The organism is Fannyhessea sp. (genome assembly GCF_986145555.1).
Genome location: NZ_CFRCNA010000007.1, coordinates 33,772 through 54,243, shown reverse-complemented (window position 1 = coordinate 54,243; position 20,472 = coordinate 33,772). Strand labels below are relative to the sequence as shown.

Genomic DNA, 20,472 nt, shown 5'->3' with positions numbered 1-20,472 from the left:
TGATCGAGCTAAAAGGATATAAGTGTGTTTCTTACTAACAGTATCTAGAATAAACAGGTGCTTTAATTTTCAAGATTCATTACAAGATAATATTTATCTGCACGATACTGTTTAATCATATATTCTCTCGGAATATTATTTTGATCATATGTTACACGATAGATCGTTAATATTGGAGACCCAGGTTCAATTTGCAATTGTTTCGCTACATTAGCGCTTGCAACTTCAGCACAAATGTGTTGTGTAGCGCGCACCCAACGTTTATGCATAATGTCAAAATAATACGACCTTAAGGATTCTTTTGAAAAATCTCTTTTGTGTATATCAGGCAAATAAGAATGTACAACATATACCGTCTCTAAATAAAAGGACGTATTGCCTCCATAACGTACTCTTTTTAATTCAAATAATTCTATATCAGTCGCAACACATAAAATTTTTGCTAATTTATCGTCAGCTTTAATATCATGAGCAGATATTACTTTTTTAAAGGGTTTACCATCATCAGTAACAGTACGTTTTAAATAGCTAGCAACCTTATTAAGCGCCGAAGAAGGTTGATTTGAAATAACGACAGAGCCAACCCCACGCCGACGTTCAACTAATCCATTTGTAACTAATAATTCCATAGATTTTCGAACTGTAGCACGGCTAATTCCATAGTAATCAACCAATGTTGGCTCTGATGGCAATAAATCACCAACTTTATATACACCCTCAACAATATTTTGAAATAGAATATTATAAAGTTGGTAATATAGTTGTTCGTGGCTAGTATTGTCCAGTACTGTTCCAAATAAGGAATCCATCATAACCACTCCTATTGACAACAAGCGTTCAGAAAGCCAAATAACCTAAGGTGCTAGAAACATACATTTTTGTATGTTAGCATAACTGAATGCATATAGCCCACAAAAGCGCAGACAATCGCACTAAACTCACTATAATTATTGTATGTAAAGCCAACAATGAAACAAAGAAGGGAACTAATAACATTTATATTATTTGAACCAACTTCTTTGATTTTTATTTTGCTGTGAAATAAAATTATTGAGAGCAATAATCATTTCTTCATAATTAATTTTTTCGACATATGTAGCATCAACCTCTAACAATGTACCCAAACAAAAGACATCGTACCCTTTTGAACGACAACGGTATCTAAGCAAATCGTAACTAACAAGAACATCGGCATTCAATCTATTTTCAAGATAATCGCCTTTATGATAATGATTCATTAAATGACCTAAATGCCGTTTTTGGTCAAGATCTCTAGCAAGCGAACGCTTATAAATCTCCTTAAGATCACCAACAAAACGAACTGTTATACACTGGTATTCATATAATTTACAAAGTAACTTTAAAGTTGGCTTTTGTTTATTACTGAATGGGTAGTCCGTTATTATCAACTGCTCACTTTCCATATATCTTATAAGACGATCATAATATGTTTTCCAAACGGCTATTTCAAGCGTTGCTTTTTCCTGAGCGTTGTTGAAGCCGATTCTATCCCAATATTCCTCTTTTATATCATCAGGTGCTATAACCGCTGCATTTTCATATATTTTTTGTAATTTCTTGCACAGCGTAGATTTTCCTGTTGCTGGATAACCAGCAAGTAATATCAATGTTCTAGACATACTGCCTACTTACCACGTAGCATATCTTTTGAAAGCTGCATTAAGGCTTGCTGCTTATCAAAATAGTGACGCATCTCTTCATCATTACCTGATGCAATGGCTAAATTCCTTTTTTTGTTGTATAAAATTGTAAGCCTTTTATATGATACCCCCATTTTATTGGTCATTTTCATGGTTGTCTCATAGATACTTATTGCTTCATCTAACTTGTCTAATTTCTCAAATAAATCAGCTTTTTTATTCAATAACATGACTGTTTTATTTATTGAGCCCTCATCATGTTTTTCTTCCAAACAACGTAATTCAGCATTGATAGACAAAATTTCTTGATCAATATCTTGGCAATGATTTTGAACATTTTCATTACTTTGTGTACTGTTTACCTGTGAAGCTCTTTTATGATCATCTACATCTTTTTTTATTTTTAAAAAACCAAACATTATTATCACCGACAAATCATTTAAATTTAAAATGAACTTGTAACAAGGGAGGAGCAAAGTATTACTCCTCCCCAGAAAGAAAGGGCAAATTGATACCTAGTCATATTTATGTGGGGATAAATATGGCAACATTAACAAAAAGTTTAGGCACCAAACATTGCAAGAAGACCCTTAACTGCATATAGGAAAAATCCAGTAAAGACGGTATCGACATCTGTACAAGTAAGATTTACGAATCCTATTTGAGCCAACATTGGTGTAAGCAACGCTGGAATAATCATTATGAAAATACCATGTACTATACAACCGATAATAAGACCGCGACGACCACCCATAGCATTGCCAAAAATACCTGCAGTACCACCCGCAAAGAAGTTAGACATAACGCCAGGAATTACAAGATAACCCGTAAGCGGGGAAAGAGCCATACCAATAAGTGAACCAATCGTAGTAAAAACAAAACCTAGAATGACAGAATTTGGTGCATATGGGAATAGAACAGGACAATCAAGAGCAGGCTTTGAATCCGGAACAAGCTTCATAGAAATACCCTGGAATGCCGGTACGATGTTATCCAATAATTGGCGAACACCCATCATCAAAACATAAAGCCCAATTACAAAAGTTGCACATTGAAGAAATGATTGAACTAAATAATTTACATTGATACCCAAGCCAAGTGCTTTACACGCAGCATTGCAAGCTTCAGGACCAGCAACAATTGATGTAATAAGAAAGAAAGGTAACATTACGGTAAATACAGCAAGATACGTATCGTTCAGGAAGTCTAAACTCTCTGGCAGTTTAATATCTTCAGCAGATTTGGAGTCATCACCTACCAATTTAGCAACACCTGCAGTCACCATATAACCAATGGTACAAAAATGGCCAAGAGCAATGTCATCACTGCCAGTTATTTTACGCATAACAGGTTGTGCAATAGCTGGCATAAACGTTGCAAAGCAGCCTCCTACAACAGATGCAAGAACAATTAATGGAACTCCACGAAGATTTAAAAACCATGAAAATACAACGGCAAGGGTTGATTCCCATAAAAGTGCTTGTCCTGTAAGGAAAATATATTTAAATTTAGTGACACGTGCAAGTATAATATTAACGATAAAAATACCAGCAAGAGTAATAGCAATTTCTGAACCGAGACCTAAATCAGTCATTGCCTGACCGTTAATACCTTCTATTGAAGCTACAACAGCACCACCAGCAGAACCAAGGTCAAATGCCGCATTAAATACTGCACCAAAATATTTAAGCGACCCTTGTAGGATAGAAGAACCAGCACCAAGTATCATAAAACCAAACATAGTCTTCATGGTTCCTGCAAGAACATCACTTAAGGGTTTTTTCTGTAGTGCAAGTCCTAAACAAGCAATCAATGCAATAATAATGGCAGCTTGTGTAAGGATATTATTAATTATCCACTCAAGAATAAACATAACACAACCCTCTTTCCTTCTTTGATATATCTACAGAGTTAACCTACTCTAAAACACCCATTTCGACTAATATGGGTCTTAATTTATCAGTAATTTCTTGCTTATCTACCAGCTTGTTAAGATATACAATAGGCACAGTTAAGTTTTTCTTTTCCATTAGTTTCTTAAAATTTGCACCCGATACAATAATATCTGCATCTGCCGCCATAGAAGAAATTGCTGTTGTATCTGTATGTGTCACTTTGGCTTGAACACCAATTGCCTTTAGTGCAGAATCAATAGCCATTTGACACACTAAACTACTTCCAAGCCCATTACCACATACTGCGATAATCTTAATCATGTCCACCTCCTAACCCAAGTTAAACTTCCATCAAATGTTTATAGATATCGTCAACGTTTTCTAGCTCTAATAACTTATCTACATTCGATTCATCCATACAAAACGTTGCAAGCAATTTTATTGCTTCAATATGTGAATCAGCATTTTCTGCAGCCAGGGCAAATAAAATTCGTACCGGACTGGTTGAATCAAGGAAAAAAACTGGCTTCTTAAGAACCGTAATTGCAAGCTGCTGTTTTATTGCACCTTTTTCGGGTCTACCATGAATCAGTGCGATTTTATCTGTTAAAACAAAATAAGGCCCCAGTTCGTATACGTCCTTAATGATATTTTCCGCATAACATTCATCAACAAATCCTCCTTTCTCTAATGGTTTAAGTGAAATACGCACTGCTTCTTGCCAGTTTGCTACCTTATTTATAAGTTGAACGTTTTTCTTTTGAAGCAACTGATCTAATGTCGCAACATTATCCTTGTTAGATTTACACATATCCACACTCTCATCGTTTTCTAATCAATACGCTTTAAAAATATATCTGCCATTAATTTCTGTGCAGCTAAAAGATCCGGTATCGATACTTGACTTCCAATTTTCCCCACTGACAATGCTGCTGCTGCAGTTGCAAGCCGCAATGCATTCTCTACCTCATATCTCATTTCAATAGCATACGTAAAAGCTCCATGAAATATGTCTCCTGCACCAGTTGTATCTACAACTTCTACCTTAGGTACCGATATGTGAAACAACGTGTCCTTAATAAGTGTTAAAAGCCCATTAGCGCCTAATGTTACAGCTACAAAAGCACTCGAATTAATTTGCTGAAGTTTCTGCATACTCTCATATAAACAAGCGCTGCTAAGAGAAAAGTCATAACCTAGATATTGACTTGCAAAATGCTGTGAAGAAATGAGATACGTTGATAATTGAGCAGATTCTAAGGTTTCAGCACGAAGCGTACCCGCATCGCATATAAATGGTATTGTGCCATATGCCTTCTTATATTTTTTTGCAGCAGCGATATCATGTCCATCCGTAAGTAATGTGGTAGGAACTATATCATTGCTCTTTTGAGTGCTAACAGCATCCTCTGCAAAATAAGGTACTGTTATCTCAACATCAGATTGTTTTGTCGGAAAATTAAATATGGTTCGACATCCTGTTAATCCATGAGAAACGATAAAACTAAACGGTGTCGTAGCAAGAGGATCCTTAATCATATACTGTTCATTAACATTAAACACTTTAAGTGATTTACGAATCTCTTCGGCATACATATCATGTCCAAGTCTAGCAACTAGATAAGACGATGCTCCCCATTTTCCCACTACACAAGCAGCGTTCAGCGCCGGTCCTCCACAACAAGCAGTATATTCTTCAAATCTATACTTTGAATCAGTTACAATTTCTTGTGTAGAAATAGATCCAGTTATGTCATAGCATGCTTGACCTATACAAAATATACTCAACTACAACACCCCCTCAATTAATCTATTCATCAACAAAGCTATTATGCTTAAAGATTTTTAAATAGCTCGATCTTACCTTGTACAATTTTTTGTATTGCTTCAAGTGCGGGAATAACATTATTTCGTGTTGATGTATTTTCTTTATTTGTCGAATATAAATCAGCAGAAATTTTGTTCCAATTTACAAGCAACTCAGTACCAACATTAAACTTACGAATACCACCATTAATTACCTTATGAATGTCTTCATCTGACACACCCGTTCCACCATGCACAACAAGAGGAATATTTACGGATTCATGGATTGCTTGAAGAACATCAAATCTTAATTTAGTTTTAGATTTATACTGGCCGTGGTTGGTGCCTATACCGACGGCTAGTGCATCCACATCCGTTAGTTCAACAAATTTCACCGCATCCGCAGGCTTGGTAAATTCAACTGCATCGGGATCTACTGCAATTCCGTCTTCAGTACCACCAATAGTTCCTAATTCTCCTTCAACTGATGCTCCAGCTGTATGCGCATATTCAACAACATGTTGTGTGGCAAGGACATTTTCTTTAAAAGGTAGGTGTGAACCATCATACATAATAGATGAATAACCAGCATCAATAGCTTCTTTAATATTGTCCCAATTACGTGCATGATCAAGATGAAGCACAACATCAATACCATATTCAACAGATAAGCTTTTACAAACAGCTACAAAACTTTTCATACCTACAAATTTTGCTGTGCCCTCTGAGGTCTGAATAATTACTGGTACTCCCTCCGCGCATGCAGCCTTAACAATTGCCTGAGTCATTTCAAGATTATGGGCGTTAAAAGCTCCAATAGCCATATTCATTTGAATTGCCTTTTTAAGCACTGGCTTTAACGTTGTATACATGTTACCTCCCGTTTTCACAGTCATTCTCGCAGTTTACTTACTGTTTTGTATGGTTGTGTTATTGTCCGTACATTTAATGAAATAATAACATTCATATTTGTTGACAACTCAGAGATGGAAATATAACCGGCAAACGGTAGATTAACATGAGTAAACGGCATAGCCCATTAAAGCCTATGGCAGAAATTAAATTAGAAAAATAAATTTATTTATACGACTATTGCCATAGAAAGCTTAAGCGAGGCATAGACGTTTAATAATAAAAGAAGAATATGCTGCGAAAACTATTTCGAGTGCACTCAAAAAAGTGCCACACAATACTGTCTACGGCAAATCGTTCGATATTGGACTATCCTTACAGTCTTGAACAGTCTTGACAGTCTTGAACAGTCTAGAACAATCTTAAACTTGGACAATCATAACGGTATACCAAGCACAAAAACCAAAGACAATACCATGTGGCACACAAAACTTAAACCAAACAACTTAGCTTAGTCTAAAAGACCTTCTCGAGGCTGCACGCCCATCTGTTTGCACACGCGCTTTACTTTTTCGCAATCAAGCTGATGAGCACGTTGACCATGAGTCATAAGCGCAATATGTGCAGCTTTGTTAACAGTTTCGATTAAACCAAAACAATCTTGAAAACTTTTTCCTGTCGAAAGTACACCATGATTTGTCCACGCAACAATTCGACATTTCTTTAATTTTTCAGCTGTTTGTAAACCCAAAGGTGTTGTTCCTGGAACTTCCCACTGAAATGATCCAACACCATCAGGAAATACCACTACACTTTCTGTTAACACTTGCCAAAGTGGCAAGGTGAAGCTCTTGTCATCTGGCTCTACTGTTAATGAATATGCAACAACATCTGTAGCATGGTTATGACAAACAACACGATGTTGCGGATCTACTTGCAAACGTGCATGATGAGCCAAAATATGAACATGGATTTCACTTGTAGGCTTATGCCCCAATTCAAAACCCCAAAGGATGCTGTAACCAGATTTTGTAATTCTAATAATACCAGCATCACGTTGTACATTGCGTTTTAATACTCTAAAATGAGACCCAGAAGCACTGATAAGTAAACACTTTCCTATCATGGCTGTTGGAACATTACTTACATCAAAACAGCGTAATTGTTCATCAGCTGTGTTAAAGTTTTCACGAAAACCCACAAGCGTTTCTTTAAATGTTTCAAGTTCGTCGTTATCAAGCAGGTAGCTGATATTACCTCCGTTATATTCATCCCATCCCTGCTCCCACATTGCATAAGCGATATCGCCAAAATCTCTTATGAGCTTATTTTCTTGACTGCATACCATATTTTCTCTTCCTCCATAATTCTTTTTTTCTCTCAATTTTTAAATCAAACGCTGCGAATAATGCCTTGTAACCGCATTTTTCACAAATAAGCGCTAGTACCAACGAGACTGCTCCATAAATCACATTTTGAGTAAACAGACTAAATACAAACAAACCTGCTGCCACTAAAATGAGACAGATCCACATACATTTTTGAATAAGTAAAGAAAGGCTCTCATCATTTTCCATAACAATACCCTCTCCAACACTTTTATGAGAATGATGTGCATTATTAATATGTCTATAGTCCATCATTATTATTGAGCAGATTCTTCAGCAAGTTTTTTGTTATAAGCTGCACGGTTCTTCAAAAGTAAGAAGAACAGACCCAGCCAACAAACAAACAAGACAATGGAAATAATATCGCCCTGCATTACATGAGTGATAAGATATCTAAAATCTGGACCTTCAAATGTTGACCAAGATACCATATTACCTGCATAGTCTTTAATAGCGCCGGTTTCATTTGCAAGTCGCGTAATATAAGGAGCAAAGTACGTAGCTGCATATAAGAATAATGGTGCAGAAATAATACCATGTATAATCATACGAGCAAGGTTACCACCCGTTAAAAGTAAACTACCAACAACAAAGGATAGATTAATAATTCCTGCAAAAGGAAGAACCAGATTACCAGGTAATACTACAGACGCAACAAGCAAAACAGGAATTGTGCAGATAACCGATACCCACAACTCACTACACCCTCCAAGAATAGGCCAGTCAAGACCAATGTAAACCTCACGATCACCAAAACGTGCACGCATGAATTCTGATACGGCATCAGAAATAGGTGATAACGCAGCACTAAAGAGTTTTGACACCATAGGGAACAGCGTTAGAGCGCACGCAGCCTGTACAGCAAGCGTAAGCGATCCAGCAACACCATATCCTGCAGCAGCACCCAAAACCAAACCGATAATCGCGCCCATTACAGAGTTTTCGCCAAAAATACCAATTTTTTCACGTAGCATTTCTGCGTCAAATTTTTTATTCAGTGCAGGTATCTTTTTGAGCAACTCATCCAAAGGGAATAAAATAATCGATATAAGTGCGATAAAGTGTGGAACCGTAACACCAGGGATCCCTGTCAGACGCTCAACTTCAGGAGCAAAAGCATCGCCTATTTTCAGTTCAAGGAATATTGCTATAGCAGCTGCTACAAATCCGAACAAAATATTGTTGGTAAAATATGAAACAAGAACAGCGGTAAAAATCTTATTCCAAACATTCCACATATCAACATTTAACGTTTTTGTTTGGTTTGTAATAAGCATTAAAATGTTGATGCAAATTTGCAAAGGGAACAGCAAAAATGCATAAGGCCATGCCCAACTAATAGAAGCCATACCAGGCCAACCAATATCTACTGCCGGCAAATTAATACCCGTATTTTGTGCAAGAGCTGTAGCTGCACCTCCCATTGAAGTCATCATAAATCCAATAAGGATATTCATACCAGTAAATGCAACTCCAAGTGTCAATGCAGCAGAAAACGCGTCCTTAAATTTCATTTTCATACACAAACCGATAATAAGCATTAAAAATGGTACGAAAACTGGAGCTCCTAAATTAAGAATATAATTAATAATTGTTTTCAAAAGTTCCATGAGATACCTCCTGAGCACATATTTGTGCTAGTCTAAGGTTAGTCGTTTAACGGGGTTATATATTGACGCGGTGGGCAAACTTAGTCACACATATAACCCTGTTGCGCTATTCATTGATAAATTTAATAATTTTGTCTAACTCTTGAGACATTCCAACTCCCGTTAAAAATGCAATACCATTAAATACTGGCACGCCGTAATCTTTGGGAGGTTTTACGATGGAAACATACCCATCAGCAGTTTTAAGATGATGTTCAAGAGACTTCATGTCCACTGCCTCGACTTCTGCTTTAACATTCTTTTCATCTAAAAGTTTGGTCAATTTAGAGGCAACCGTTTGCGAAGTGGCAACTCCAGAACCACAAGCAACAATTAAACGTTTCATTTCAAACTCCTTTTCTACGTCCTATAACTAATCATCACTCAACAGCATCACATTCATGCTTTATGCTGTGTTACGATTTAAACTACTTCTGCTACACAAACCACAACAACAATCATCACGTATTTGATTGTGTCCTTGTCTCATCATTTGTTATAACGTGATGAAATGTTGTTACTTACCACCGCCTTCTATAAAAGCGCTATAGATATCTGAAGTCGTAGTAGCACAGCGAAGCTTTTGTACAAACGTTTCTTGGGAGAAAAGCTCCATAATCTCAGATAAAAGAGTCACTTGCTCTTTTGGCTGAGTAATGCCGAGAACTAAAACATACTCAGGAAACACTTTTACGTCGTCTGTTCCCATTTGCATAAAGGTTATTGGATATGATGCAGGGGTTATAATACGATTGACACATAAAAACGCCTGTATAATATGTTCACAATCTGTGTGAGGTATTGCAATAGCAATATTATCTAATTGCAAACCTGTAGGATATTTTTTCTCACGTGTGGTAATTGCTTTTTCAAAAGAGGAGTGAACATAACCCTTTTCATATAAGTCGCGCGAGACAAAATGGAAAAATTCCCCTTGATTCTTCACCTCTCTTTCCGGAAAAATAATGTCTTGATGTATCATTTCACGTATCATAATCATTCCTTACACGAGTAGTATATTAAGTTGCTTAGCAATAGATTCGTCGAGATGCATATGTACCTCTTTATTTGTTATAAATACGTCGATCTCATCAAATCCAAAAGCTTTTTTAAGTGCAACCTTACCTTCTTTTTTAGCACCTGCTACAACAATGGATTGCTTGGCATTCTTCATAAATTGCTGTTTAAGAGCAAGTGCATAGGCATTATTTTCTGTAAAGCCCTCCTTTTCTGTAAAACCGCTGATGCCAAGAAATGCCTTATCAACAAAATAATTTTGTGCTTCGCGCACCGTATCAATAGAATGTGTTTCAAACGTTATGTCATTAACCTTGCCACCTAAAACATAGACTTTATAATTAGTGGTTTCCTTAATATGAAGCGCAATAGGTAAGCTACAGGTAAACACAGAAATGTTATAGGTTGAAGGAATGTAATCAGTTAAATAGTAATAGCTAGAGCCACCGTCAATATAAATGGTGTCGTGAGACTCAATAAGTTGAGCCGCGGCTTTGCATAACCTCTTTTTATTATCTATATCAATGCGCAGGCGTTCAAAAAATGAAGAAGATGTAACCACTCCCCCATGAAGACGCTTAATTTGGTGAGCTGCTTCAAGGTCACGTAAGTATTTACGCGCAGTTTGCACGGATACGTTGAACATAGATGAAATTTCCTGTGTTGAAATACTTCCGCGCTCTAAAAGTTTTTGTCTAATAAGCGTTAGCCTTTGATAGGTTTCGGTATTGTATCCATTTGAATTCATTATACTGTGGTCCTCCGTTGAACTTCATCATCGCAAAATAGCACGTAGTTAGATTAAGTAGCTCTTTTGTATAACTAACTTTTAATTTTGGAATCTTATAATTCCTTTTATTTTTTATCTATGCCTTTCTTTTTCCTTTCGTTACTTTAATAATCGATTTCCTTACATGAAATGTCAAGAAGAATTTTGTAATTTCGGTAAGCGGAATTGCAGCTCGTTATTGAATCAAATTTTGAATGCGATACGAATATTCACTAAATTATGTGTAAATATTCACTAAATTATGTGTAAAACAAGATAAGACCGCAGCTAAACGCTACGGTCTTATTCTTTGTTAAATATAACCACTTGGAACTACTGCTCAATTTATTCTTTTTAGCTTCTCGCATCGCTTGAATACAAGGAGCTATTTTATGCGATTATTCCCATTCGCTCCCGAAAACCACCTCTTAAACAATTATCTATAGACAATTTGGCAGGAGTTATTTTGGTTATCTGAAATATCTATAAAATATGGACTCTTCAAACTTCTGTTGTCATTTTGTTATCACAACAGCAACGGTATTGTAAACATTTGATACATAAAAATCAAGTGAATATAATATTGCTACTTTTTCATAGCAGACTTTATATCATTAACGAAAAAGCCTAATAGGTTTCCTTTCTTCACCTTTCTGAGTCCTAAATCCTTACGCATATCGTTCATAATTTCTTCCATAAGGAATAAGTTATCTTTAGCTTTTTCTGGATCAGAACCATTTTCTCGAAATTGAATCCATTTATTAATAACTCTAGACGAACCCCATAATGTAATTTGTTTTGAAAATTTTGATAAATCTTCCAACATCTGTTTCTCGGAATAAGTCCCAGAGCTTTTTGCGTTTTTCTGAACCCTGTAAATCATTTCAACAAATTCACCATAGGGTTTTTCTCTTTTTTGAGTTAAATATTCTTGCCTACTTTTGCGATAATCTATTATTTTTGCAATAATCGAATTAATAATCCTACCAACAATGGACACAAGACCTGTGATTAGAGCAACAATTACGACTGCATCTAATTTGGATGCAACAGCGGTCAACTTTATAATCCCATCTATAACAAAATTATAAAAGAATTTTATTAACCATATTGCAATAACAACTATTCCAGCAAACAAAACAAGTCCCAATAAGATGTTTAATTTCGGATACCTTTCGGCAAATGGTTTTTTGTTTCCTTCCAATTTAACACTCCCTTTAACCAGCAAAATTATCCGCAGTGATTTATTCGAACAATTCTCTTACATAATCATTTAGTTGTTTCTCAAGTTGGCTAACGTTTGCATTTTTGTTTGATTTAAATCGTGTATGTATTTCTATACCTAAAATCTGAGATCACATTTTATCTCACCACAATCCAATTTCCATCTCTCTTTGATCCAATTCTTTCTATCATCTTTTTTTCTTGCAAAGATTTAAATGTTCTTTCGATAGTCCTTTTTGTTACACCTATTATTTCTGCAAGTTCAACTGATGCTACACTTGGATTTTCTATCAAAAGTTCTATTACTTTCTTTTCAGTCTTGTTCAAAGCGACATTCAAACCGACATTTAAACCGACATTTTTGTTGTCTATTTGGTCAATTACTTCTTGCTCAAAAGGTATGGTGCATCTAATATAGTTGCTTTCAATTTCAAAAACATCTTTCCCATATTTTTCTACAATCGTAGGAATCCCATGTCCGGTGTGTTCAGTTAGTCCCATATTTAGAAATATCCTCATCAATGTTGCGTTTCTAGGCTTGCTTATTCCATCAAAAAATTGGTCTTTTGTCATTCCATTAGGAAGTCCACCATGTGATAGTATATCAAGTCTATCATTAAACATTGAAATCTGTGGCTCAGTGATTGTCCAATCGTTATGAACTAAAGCATTTAGGATTGCCTCATTTACACAGTCAAAATCAAATAAATAGGTATCTTTTCTTGGTCTTACTGTAGTATCAGAAATACATATATTTTCAGCCTGCAATCTATTTTTTATTTTTCCATAAGTCGTTAATATGCATCCATAACCATAATCGCTTCTTTCAGATATAGAAGCTTTACTCTGTCCTTGAAATTTTACAAAAATAAATGGAATATTGTTTTTATCGGATAATAGTTCTGCTAATAAATTATATTCTCCGGATTTATTCCTTAAATTTAAATTCGTTTCAAAAGATTTATCTTCCAAATGATAATTTTTTTCTGAATAATATATCTTAAGTTCCCTAAACGATAAATCTGATGAATTTGATTTTTTCTTAAGCATGTATTCATTATCTATAAATTTTTTCTCATATCGAATTTTTATCTGTTCCGATGTCATCTCTTTACAGGTTGTCCCGATTCGCATTGTACATCCAGTAGAAGAAAATCCATATTTCTTTTGACAATAAATATGATGACGTCCTTTATTTATATGAGTTATTATAAGGGTTTTCCCATCATCAAATTTGAGTTCTGAGCTAATTTCATCTTGTGGGTTCGGTTCTATTTGAGTTGTTATAATATCGGATATTTTTCTAAGAACCTCATCAACTTTGTCTACACCAACTACAGTACCATTATCTTTTACTCCAATAATAATTGATCCTCCCGCACCATTAAGGAAAGATACTATTTCCTTTGTAATTGTATCCGTATATTTTTCTTTAAGTTCTAGTGTTTCTGATTCAATATATGGGTTCATTGCAGACCTCCTCTAATATAATTATTATATTATATTTGCGACAATATTTGAATTCAAACCGACATTTTATTGTCGCATTATTTATTTGTTTGCTAAGTTATATAAAATATACACACGCAAAAAGACCGCAGTTTGAAACTACGGTCTAATTTTTTCCAACTGTAAACCACTTGGAACTATTATTTAGTTTATTCTTTTTTACTTCCAGTACATTTGAGTACCAGTAGCCATTTTTCATTCTCTATATAGCTTGTAATTAAGCCATTTTAGGAAATCTTGCTCCTATTCCCACTCGGTGGTTATAGTTTTGCCGTCTCGTCACTCCAGTTGCACCCAGTTTTCGGCGGCATCTCGAAGTGAGTGCCGCTGAATGACGCGACGTCGCGTTTCATCGGCTTCGGGGACAAAAGCTGGGACAACTTCAAAAACCATTTTCAAACTCAGAGTATTGAGTTTTTATTTTTGTCCCAAGGGGCACGGAGAGCCGCCTTTGGAGGCTCGATATCGCCGAAAAACGCCCGTTTTGAAACTCAACCGCCTTTGAGCCTGCAAACCACCAGCTTCAACAGTAAGTGAGTCGACGCGGGTGGCTTACGAGCCGTTCACAAAACCGCAGGCCACAGGTCTTTGTCAACGATAAGCAAAGTGAATAGTCTCAGGTGGCTTGCCCATGAGTTGGCGTAAGCCTGTTTAGCAAAAGGCTAATCGGACACGACAGGCCGCCCGCATGGCGACGGCGTTTCCCGTGCGGGCACAAACAGCCCTGCGTGCCCTGTCGCGCGATATCCCAATGCGACGTTCAGAACCCTACCCGCCAAGCAGCCACCTCGCGAAATTCAGCACGAGCACGCCCTCCCGGGTATGGGGCTCATGCCTCGTGCGAGTGATGAGAATCTTCGGGAATGCATCCCCGATGGATAGAATCGGCGCAATCTCCCTCTCGAGCGTCGAATCGGCGCCGATATCGTCGCTCACATACACTTTCCTTCCCGGTTTCGAAACTTGGAAGGCAGTATGCGCAAGGATGCGTCGAGGTGCGATCCCAGTCGTACCATGCCAGCAGAGATGTCGAGGCACATTCGTTCATGCTGCAATGCGGGCATCGGAGATGAAAAACAGCCCGTCGGGTAGTCATGGGCGTGCGGGAGCCCGCATCAGTAACCTGCCTCCTCGGTTGTCCCTTCTTTGCATGGTCGTCTACATAAAGGAGGAACCAGCCATGCAGATCAGCATGCTTGCCCTTCTTGGGTCACGGACCGGGGAGGCGAGGGCCTCCGTCGGGACCGCCCCGAGCAACCGGCATATCCAAGGAATGACAAGGCTCGATCGCTGTGCTGGTCAGGATGCCGAAGCGGGCCGTCCGCCAATCGGAATGCGGGTCAGGATGCTGCAACGTGATTCCAGCTGCAGGATACGGCTCCTTTGCGGTTGCCGCAAAACCTGCTGGCAACATTCTTACTATCCGAATGATGTACGCATCCCTTGGGATCGTTTCGCCTGACCAGGGCCATCTTCAGCGCCTCATCGGCCAGCTCGGCAGGCGCCTCTTCCACGCGTAATAGCCCTGGCGGGTCACCTATGCAACCAAAGATACAAAAGGAATCGAATGGCCAGAGAGGATTGCCCTTACCGATGCTCGATTCTTGACAGGCAAACTCAAGCCTTGTTAATATTACATGGTTTGCCAGACCGAATTAACAAAGGAGGGGTGTCGTGGTTGGTCTTTTCCGCACGTGGATGAGCGCCTAGAAAGCGGCGCTGTTGTGGCGTCGCGCTGTTTTTCTGCACGCCATTTCACGATTGGACATAACCATGATATTTGAAACCTCTCGGGGCAGGTCTGTTCTGCTGTGCCATTCATGGCAATTCAAGCTTTGTTTCGTATGGGGCGGGGAGCTCGTTTCGACATTGACGAGTTCGATTCTCCAAATGGGTCTTATTTGGCATCTCGCCCTCACGACAGGGTCGTCTTCTCTCCTCTCCTTAGCATCGCTGGCAGGCTTTCTGCCGATTGCTTTGTTCGGAATCCTTGCGGGCGCCGTTGTCGACAGACTGCCTTTGAAACGTGTCCTCATCGGCGCCGACCTCTTCATTGCCGCGGTGGGTGCCGCCTTGGCGATTGCCTCGTTGGCCGGCAGCTTACCTGCATGGCTAATTCTCATCGCCCTGTTTCTCCGTGCAGTTGGTACTTCGTTCTACACGCCAGCCTCCCAATCTCTCACGCCCCATCTCGCCCCGCCAGAGCATCTCGTTCGCCTATCGGGGGTGACTCAGGCGATTCAGTCCGGCGGATACATTCTTGGCGCCGCGCTTGCAGCAGTGATTTATCCCGTGGCGGGCATTACCGCTATGATTGTCCTCGACGTGCTGGGAGCGCTTTTCGCTTCTTTAGCCGTCCTCGCCGCACAGATAGACGCAGGGGGCCTCGATGAAGCCGACCGCAGCTTGTCCTTTTCCAATAAGGTTCGAGAGCTCTTCTCTGAGATTTCGGACGGCTACAAGCTGATTAGGGAGTACAGGGGGCTGTTCGCCCTTCTTTGGTGCGGGTTCGTCTTCGCTTTCGCGTTCTCTCCGCTCGCGGCATTGTTCCCAATAATGACCTTGGGGCATTTTGGCGGTAGCACGGGGGATGCCGCTTTGGTGGAAATCCTTTTTTCTGCAGGCATGCTGGCTGGGTCCGGCATTTTGGCGGCCACGGGAGGGTTCCGCAATAGGTCGTTCACCATGGTCGCCGCGATTGCCGGCTTCGGCATTGCCGCAATCGTATCCGGATCGCTCGGCCCGTCATTGTTCGCTGCTTTCCTGCCGGTGAGCTTTCTTATGGGCGCATGCTCCCCGTTGTACGCGGGAACCCAGACTGCCCTTATGCAGGAGCAGATACCTCCTGAGTACCTAGGCCGCGTTTTCGGCCTCTACGGAACCATCATGGCGTGGGCCATGCCCATGGGCCTCGCAGCCCCCTCCGTTTTTGCGGATCTGCTTGGAGCTCCGTTATGGTTCGTCGGCTCTGGAGCGACCATGGTACTGCTTGCGATGGCTATGCTGCTTGCTCCGAGCGTCCGAAACGCGGGGAAAAGAGATACCGGGCAGATTCAATAGCCCAAGTATTCGAAAAAAAAGAGGCAGCAGCCATCGGTTCAAGCGTCAGCCTTCAAGCCCTTGCGACGACGAGGTATTGCACCGACATTCCGCATCGCGCTCCTTATTCGTCGCCAACTATCATTTTCGGATTTGCCGGCTTGCGCAAGGTCAAAACGCTCGCGCCGGCAATTGGGCAAAGGCGAAAAATCGACGTGAGCAATCTTTTTTGGCATGGCTGCGCTTCCAGTAAAACGCTAATACACAAAAGGCGGTTCAACCTATGGAACTCATAGTCAAAGCTAAAGACATCTTTTTGGAATATGCCGGCCGCGATATCCTAGATATCGAAGAGTTGGAAATCTACTCCTACGATCGCATCGGCTTGGTGGGAGACAATGGCGCAGGCAAAACCAGCCTGCTTAAAATTCTGAGCGGCAATCTTACCATTGCGGACGCCGACGTCAGGCGCTTCGGCAGCATTGCCCTCATCGGCCAACTCGATGAACTCGACCTTGATGCGGCTCAGGACAGTGGTGAGATGCTCTCCCGTCTCAACGTCGCCGGAGTGGCGCAGGAGACGATGAGCGGCGGGGAGGAAACACGCGCCAAGATTGCCTCTGCACTCTCCCAGCATGCAAGCGCGATCTTCGCCGACGAGCCTACGAGCCACCTCGACCAAGACGGCATCCGCCTTCTCGTCGGACAACTCAAGGCATTTGATGGGGCTCTGCTCATCGTGAGCCATGACCGTCATTTTCTCGACCAGGTGGTAGACAAGATCTGGGAGCTCAAAGACGGCGGTATTTCCGAATTCTGGGGTGACTACTCCGACTATCTGCGACAGAAAGAAGAAGAGCGCAAAGCTCAGGCGACTCGATACGAAGAGGCGATGCGCGAGCGCGATCGCCTCGAAGCCGCCATCGAAAAACAACGGAAAAAAGCACGGCAGGTCGACGCCAAGCGGAAGGCTGCGAAAAAAAGCAACGAGTATGCAGGTCGATTGGGGCATCAGAAAGCAACCGGCACCAAACAGAAGAGGATGTACCAGGCGGCTAAGGACATGGAGAAGCGCCTCGAAGCGCTCGAAGGGATTGAGGCCCCAGATAGCATTCGCGCCGTGCGGTTCCGCCAGAGCAAGGCCCTGGAACTGCATAGTAAATTTCCCATCTCGGCAGACGATTTCAGCTTGAGCTTCGGCAACTGCATGCTCTATGACCACGCGAAATTCGAGATACCGCTCGGTGCCAAAGTGGCCATCACCGGTGGCAACGGTACAGGAAAGACCAGCCTGCTGAAGGCAATCGCTCGACGCGCCGACGGTATCAACATCTCTCCCAAGGCAGAGATCGGTTACTTCGAGCAAACAGGCTACAAGTTCGACGCCCGTCAGTCTGCGATCTCGTTCATGCAGGATGGTTGCGAGTACAGCATGACCGAAATTCGAGGCATCCTCGCCTCTATGGGAATCGGACCGCGCGACCTGACAAAGGACGTTGGCGTTCTCTCGGGAGGCGAAGTCATCAAGCTGCTACTCGCGAAGATGCTGCTGGGCAGATACAACATCTTGCTCATGGACGAGCCTGGAAATTACCTGGACATCAAGAGCGCCGAAGCCCTCGAGCAGATGATGAGCGCCTATGCCGGAACGATAGTGTTCGTCTCCCACGATAAGAGGCTGGTCGAGAACGTCGCAGACATTGTCTACGAAATAAAGGACACCAAGCTAGTCAAAATCTTTCAGCGCGAATAGCCCTAAATGAGCAAGAAATAATCCCCGAACGGAGACAAGGGAGTAAAACGGCAAAGAAAGAGCCTCCGTCCCAACGCAGGGAACGGAGGCTCTTTAATCGCTTTTACTCATCTCCGTCGCTGGTGGCTTTGTCATGACTCTCGTACGAAACGAAACTCAGCGGCACAGTGCGGCACTCAAAATCGCAGGTCAGAACCCTATCGGCCTACTCCCACTCAATGGTCGCAGGCGGCTTAGGCGTAATGTCGTACACAACGCGGTTAATACCCGCAACTTCGTCCACGATACGAGATGAGATATGCGATAGAACATCGTAGGGCAGCTTTGCCCAATCTGCTGTCATGGCATCGCTACTTTCAACTGCGCGCAAAATCACAGGCCGCTGATACGTACGCTCATCACCCATAACACCTACACTTTTAATATCGGGCAACACGGCAAAATACTGCCAGCAAGCATGCTGCGAATTACGCTCACCAGTTTGTTTATATAATTGCTCGTTATACGCATCCAGCTCTTCGCGAACAATGGCATCGGCAGAACGCAACTGCTCAAGCTTTTCTAAGGTTACACTTCCGATAATTCTAATAGCAAGCCCTGGACCGGGGAACGGCTGGCGATACACCATTTTCTCGGGCAAACCAAGCGCCAAACCAAGTTCGCGCACCTCATCCTTAAAGAAATGATCAAGCGGTTCAATTAAGTCAAAATGAATGCCTTCAGGAAATGGAATTAGATTATGATGGCTCTTAATAGTAGAGGCCTTACCACCTGTTTTACGAGCACCCGACTCGATAATATCAGGATAAATAGTGCCTTGTGCTAAGAACTGTACATCGCCAATGTTTTGAGCTTGCTCAAAAAAGACTTTCCAAAATTCTGTTCCAATACGCTTGCGTTTTTCCTCGGGCTCACTTACGCCTTCAAGCAATTTTGCATAACGTTCTTCGGCATGTACATGCACTAAATCAACGTCAAACTGTTTACGAAAAACTTCTTCCACCAGCTCGGGCTCACCTTTACGCAACAGGCCATGATTCACAAAAACACAGGTTAGCTGCTTTCCAATTGCACGATGAACAAGAGCAGCAACCACAGAAGAATCCACACCGCCTGAAAGAGCAAGAATAACTTTTTTGTCACCTACACGCGCACGAATCTGTGCAATTTTTTCTTCGACAATGTTATCCATGGTCCATGATGGCTCAAGATTGCACACCTTAAACAAGAAATTGGACAGAAGATTCTGACCATACTGCGTATGACGAACTTCAGGATGAAACTGCGTTGCATACAGCTTTTGAGCAGCGCATTCCATAGACGCAATGGGGCATGTATCAGTAGAAGACGTAACACTAAAGCCTTGTGGAACACGGGAAACGCTGTCGCGGTGGCTCATCCAAACTTTTTGATGGTCAGGCGTATCGCCAAACACAAGCGAAGATCCCTCGCGCTTAAGCTCGGCTGGACCATACTCCCCTTTTTCGGTATGTCCAACCGCACCACCCAGCGTGGCTGCCATAATCTGTTGACCATAGCAAAATCCAAACACAGGAATACCCAATTCAAACACATGAGGATCCATAGATGGAGCATCCTTGGCATATACTGATGCTGGACCTCCCGATAGAATAATTGCTGATGGATGCATAGACGCAAGCTCTTCAGCAGAAATGTCGCACGGCACAATTTCTGAGTATACGTGTAGATCACGCACGCGACGTGCAATAAGTTGGCCATACTGCGCACCAAAATCAAATACTGCAACAAATTGCTTTGGTCTAAGACCTTGCATAAGTGATGAACAAGTTGTCTGTTGCATCCATTCCTCCTGTAATCACACCACATACATATCCTGCACAAGACTAGGATAATTACCATCAAGCTTATATGTATCATTAAAACCTTGC

20 protein-coding genes are annotated in these 20,472 nt (G+C 41.0%); 2 read left to right on the top strand and 18 right to left on the bottom strand.

The features are described 5' to 3' along the window. Positions 1-62 precede the first annotated feature (62 nt). The 17 genes from AC5GD6_RS02640 to AC5GD6_RS02560 all read right to left on the bottom strand — a co-directional run bounded on the left by AC5GD6_RS02640 (position 63) and on the right by AC5GD6_RS02560 (position 14,706). Complete coding sequence (locus AC5GD6_RS02640) at positions 63-812, bottom strand: GntR family transcriptional regulator (protein ID WP_006302700.1); 750 nt, start codon at positions 810-812, stop codon at positions 63-65. A 189-nt stretch (positions 813-1,001) separates the two neighbouring features. Continuing rightward, a complete protein-coding gene (locus tag AC5GD6_RS02635; RefSeq protein ID WP_487317580.1) occupies positions 1,002-1,640 on the bottom strand; it encodes an AAA family ATPase in 639 nt (212 codons plus the stop codon). A gap of 5 nt (positions 1,641-1,645) precedes the next feature. Continuing rightward, positions 1,646-2,080 (bottom strand): hypothetical protein, encoded by a 435-nt coding sequence (locus tag AC5GD6_RS02630; RefSeq protein ID WP_491846167.1) that lies wholly within the window; start codon positions 2,078-2,080, stop codon positions 1,646-1,648. 143 nt (positions 2,081-2,223) lie between these two features. After that, positions 2,224-3,534 carry a PTS ascorbate transporter subunit IIC gene (gene ulaA / locus AC5GD6_RS02625; protein WP_006302697.1) on the bottom strand — a complete coding sequence of 437 codons (1,311 nt, stop codon included), beginning with the start codon at positions 3,532-3,534 and terminating at the stop codon, positions 2,224-2,226. Positions 3,535-3,577: 43 nt separating this feature from the next. Continuing rightward, positions 3,578-3,877: a PTS sugar transporter subunit IIB gene (locus AC5GD6_RS02620; RefSeq protein ID WP_006302696.1), complete on the bottom strand. Its 300-nt coding sequence runs from the start codon at positions 3,875-3,877 to the stop codon at positions 3,578-3,580. A gap of 19 nt (positions 3,878-3,896) precedes the next feature. Then, a complete protein-coding gene (locus AC5GD6_RS02615) occupies positions 3,897-4,367 on the bottom strand; it encodes a PTS sugar transporter subunit IIA (protein ID WP_006302695.1) in 471 nt (156 codons plus the stop codon). 20 nt (positions 4,368-4,387) lie between these two features. Beyond that, entirely contained in the window at positions 4,388-5,344 is a 957-nt protein-coding gene (locus AC5GD6_RS02610) for a PfkB family carbohydrate kinase (protein WP_491846166.1), read from the bottom strand. Positions 5,345-5,391: 47 nt separating this feature from the next. Beyond that, a complete protein-coding gene (locus AC5GD6_RS02605; RefSeq protein ID WP_491846165.1) occupies positions 5,392-6,234 on the bottom strand; it encodes a class II fructose-bisphosphate aldolase in 843 nt (280 codons plus the stop codon). Positions 6,235-6,725: 491 nt separating this feature from the next. After that, on the bottom strand, positions 6,726-7,562 hold the full coding sequence (rhaD, locus tag AC5GD6_RS02600; protein ID WP_491846164.1) for a rhamnulose-1-phosphate aldolase: 837 nt from the start codon (positions 7,560-7,562) through the stop codon (positions 6,726-6,728). Next, positions 7,540-7,791, bottom strand: coding sequence for a hypothetical protein (locus tag AC5GD6_RS02595; RefSeq protein ID WP_416429425.1), 252 nt, complete (start codon positions 7,789-7,791; stop codon positions 7,540-7,542). Before AC5GD6_RS02595 ends, rhaD begins: the two co-directional genes overlap by 23 nt. A 68-nt stretch (positions 7,792-7,859) precedes the next feature. Beyond that, positions 7,860-9,212 carry a PTS galactitol transporter subunit IIC gene (locus AC5GD6_RS02590; RefSeq protein WP_276769817.1) on the bottom strand — a complete coding sequence of 451 codons (1,353 nt, stop codon included), beginning with the start codon at positions 9,210-9,212 and terminating at the stop codon, positions 7,860-7,862. A 106-nt stretch (positions 9,213-9,318) separates the two neighbouring features. Beyond that, positions 9,319-9,597 (bottom strand): PTS sugar transporter subunit IIB, encoded by a 279-nt coding sequence (locus tag AC5GD6_RS02585; RefSeq protein WP_006302689.1) that lies wholly within the window; start codon positions 9,595-9,597, stop codon positions 9,319-9,321. Positions 9,598-9,768: 171 nt separating this feature from the next. Next, positions 9,769-10,245, bottom strand: a complete 477-nt coding sequence (locus AC5GD6_RS02580; RefSeq protein ID WP_491846163.1) for a PTS sugar transporter subunit IIA — start codon at positions 10,243-10,245, stop codon at positions 9,769-9,771. A 9-nt stretch (positions 10,246-10,254) separates the two neighbouring features. Next, complete coding sequence (locus AC5GD6_RS02575) at positions 10,255-11,016, bottom strand: DeoR/GlpR family DNA-binding transcription regulator (protein WP_491846162.1); 762 nt, start codon at positions 11,014-11,016, stop codon at positions 10,255-10,257. Between the two features lie 607 nt (positions 11,017-11,623). Then, the gene (locus tag AC5GD6_RS02570; RefSeq protein WP_061102439.1) at positions 11,624-12,241 is read right to left on the bottom strand and encodes a hypothetical protein; all 618 of its coding nucleotides are present in this window, start codon (positions 12,239-12,241) and stop codon (positions 11,624-11,626) included. Positions 12,242-12,399: 158 nt separating this feature from the next. Continuing rightward, a complete protein-coding gene (locus tag AC5GD6_RS02565; protein ID WP_276790621.1) occupies positions 12,400-13,731 on the bottom strand; it encodes an RNA-binding domain-containing protein in 1,332 nt (443 codons plus the stop codon). 807 nt (positions 13,732-14,538) lie between these two features. Beyond that, entirely contained in the window at positions 14,539-14,706 is a 168-nt protein-coding gene (locus tag AC5GD6_RS02560; protein ID WP_157966984.1) for a hypothetical protein, read from the bottom strand. Between the two features lie 837 nt (positions 14,707-15,543). On the opposite strand from AC5GD6_RS02560, the gene AC5GD6_RS02555 reads away from it, so the two are divergent. Together AC5GD6_RS02555 and abc-f are read left to right on the top strand one after the other, a co-directional pair. Further along, positions 15,544-16,830, top strand: a complete 1,287-nt coding sequence (locus AC5GD6_RS02555) for an MFS transporter (RefSeq protein ID WP_005987410.1) — start codon at positions 15,544-15,546, stop codon at positions 16,828-16,830. Between the two features lie 262 nt (positions 16,831-17,092). Next, the gene (gene abc-f / locus AC5GD6_RS02550) at positions 17,093-18,562 is read left to right on the top strand and encodes a ribosomal protection-like ABC-F family protein (RefSeq protein ID WP_005987409.1); all 1,470 of its coding nucleotides are present in this window, start codon (positions 17,093-17,095) and stop codon (positions 18,560-18,562) included. A gap of 205 nt (positions 18,563-18,767) precedes the next feature. Here the strand turns inward: abc-f and guaA are convergent, their stop codons facing one another. Then, positions 18,768-20,357, bottom strand: coding sequence for a glutamine-hydrolyzing GMP synthase (gene guaA / locus AC5GD6_RS02545; RefSeq protein ID WP_491846173.1), 1,590 nt, complete (start codon positions 20,355-20,357; stop codon positions 18,768-18,770). Positions 20,358-20,472 lie beyond the last annotated feature (115 nt).

What these genes read in the sequence shown, in the direction of transcription:
- AC5GD6_RS02640 (WP_006302700.1), bottom strand. Translation starts at nt 812, where the DNA reads ATGATGGATTCCTTATTTGGAACAGTACTGGACAATACTAGCCACGAA.
- AC5GD6_RS02635 (WP_487317580.1), bottom strand. Translation starts at nt 1,640, where the DNA reads ATGTCTAGAACATTGATATTACTTGCTGGTTATCCAGCAACAGGAAAA.
- AC5GD6_RS02630 (WP_491846167.1), bottom strand. Translation starts at nt 2,080, where the DNA reads ATGTTTGGTTTTTTAAAAATAAAAAAAGATGTAGATGATCATAAAAGA.
- ulaA (WP_006302697.1), bottom strand. Translation starts at nt 3,534, where the DNA reads ATGTTTATTCTTGAGTGGATAATTAATAATATCCTTACACAAGCTGCC.
- AC5GD6_RS02620 (WP_006302696.1), bottom strand. Translation starts at nt 3,877, where the DNA reads ATGATTAAGATTATCGCAGTATGTGGTAATGGGCTTGGAAGTAGTTTA.
- AC5GD6_RS02615 (WP_006302695.1), bottom strand. Translation starts at nt 4,367, where the DNA reads ATGTGTAAATCTAACAAGGATAATGTTGCGACATTAGATCAGTTGCTT.
- AC5GD6_RS02605 (WP_491846165.1), bottom strand. Translation starts at nt 6,234, where the DNA reads ATGTATACAACGTTAAAGCCAGTGCTTAAAAAGGCAATTCAAATGAAT.
- rhaD (WP_491846164.1), bottom strand. Translation starts at nt 7,562, where the DNA reads ATGGTATGCAGTCAAGAAAATAAGCTCATAAGAGATTTTGGCGATATC.
- AC5GD6_RS02595 (WP_416429425.1), bottom strand. Translation starts at nt 7,791, where the DNA reads ATGGAAAATGATGAGAGCCTTTCTTTACTTATTCAAAAATGTATGTGG.
- AC5GD6_RS02590 (WP_276769817.1), bottom strand. Translation starts at nt 9,212, where the DNA reads ATGGAACTTTTGAAAACAATTATTAATTATATTCTTAATTTAGGAGCT.
- AC5GD6_RS02585 (WP_006302689.1), bottom strand. Translation starts at nt 9,597, where the DNA reads ATGAAACGTTTAATTGTTGCTTGTGGTTCTGGAGTTGCCACTTCGCAA.
- AC5GD6_RS02580 (WP_491846163.1), bottom strand. Translation starts at nt 10,245, where the DNA reads ATGATACGTGAAATGATACATCAAGACATTATTTTTCCGGAAAGAGAG.
- AC5GD6_RS02575 (WP_491846162.1), bottom strand. Translation starts at nt 11,016, where the DNA reads ATGAATTCAAATGGATACAATACCGAAACCTATCAAAGGCTAACGCTT.
- AC5GD6_RS02565 (WP_276790621.1), bottom strand. Translation starts at nt 13,731, where the DNA reads ATGAACCCATATATTGAATCAGAAACACTAGAACTTAAAGAAAAATAT.
- AC5GD6_RS02555 (WP_005987410.1), top strand. Translation starts at nt 15,544, where the DNA reads ATGATATTTGAAACCTCTCGGGGCAGGTCTGTTCTGCTGTGCCATTCA.
- abc-f (WP_005987409.1), top strand. Translation starts at nt 17,093, where the DNA reads ATGGAACTCATAGTCAAAGCTAAAGACATCTTTTTGGAATATGCCGGC.
- guaA (WP_491846173.1), bottom strand. Translation starts at nt 20,357, where the DNA reads ATGCAAGGTCTTAGACCAAAGCAATTTGTTGCAGTATTTGATTTTGGT.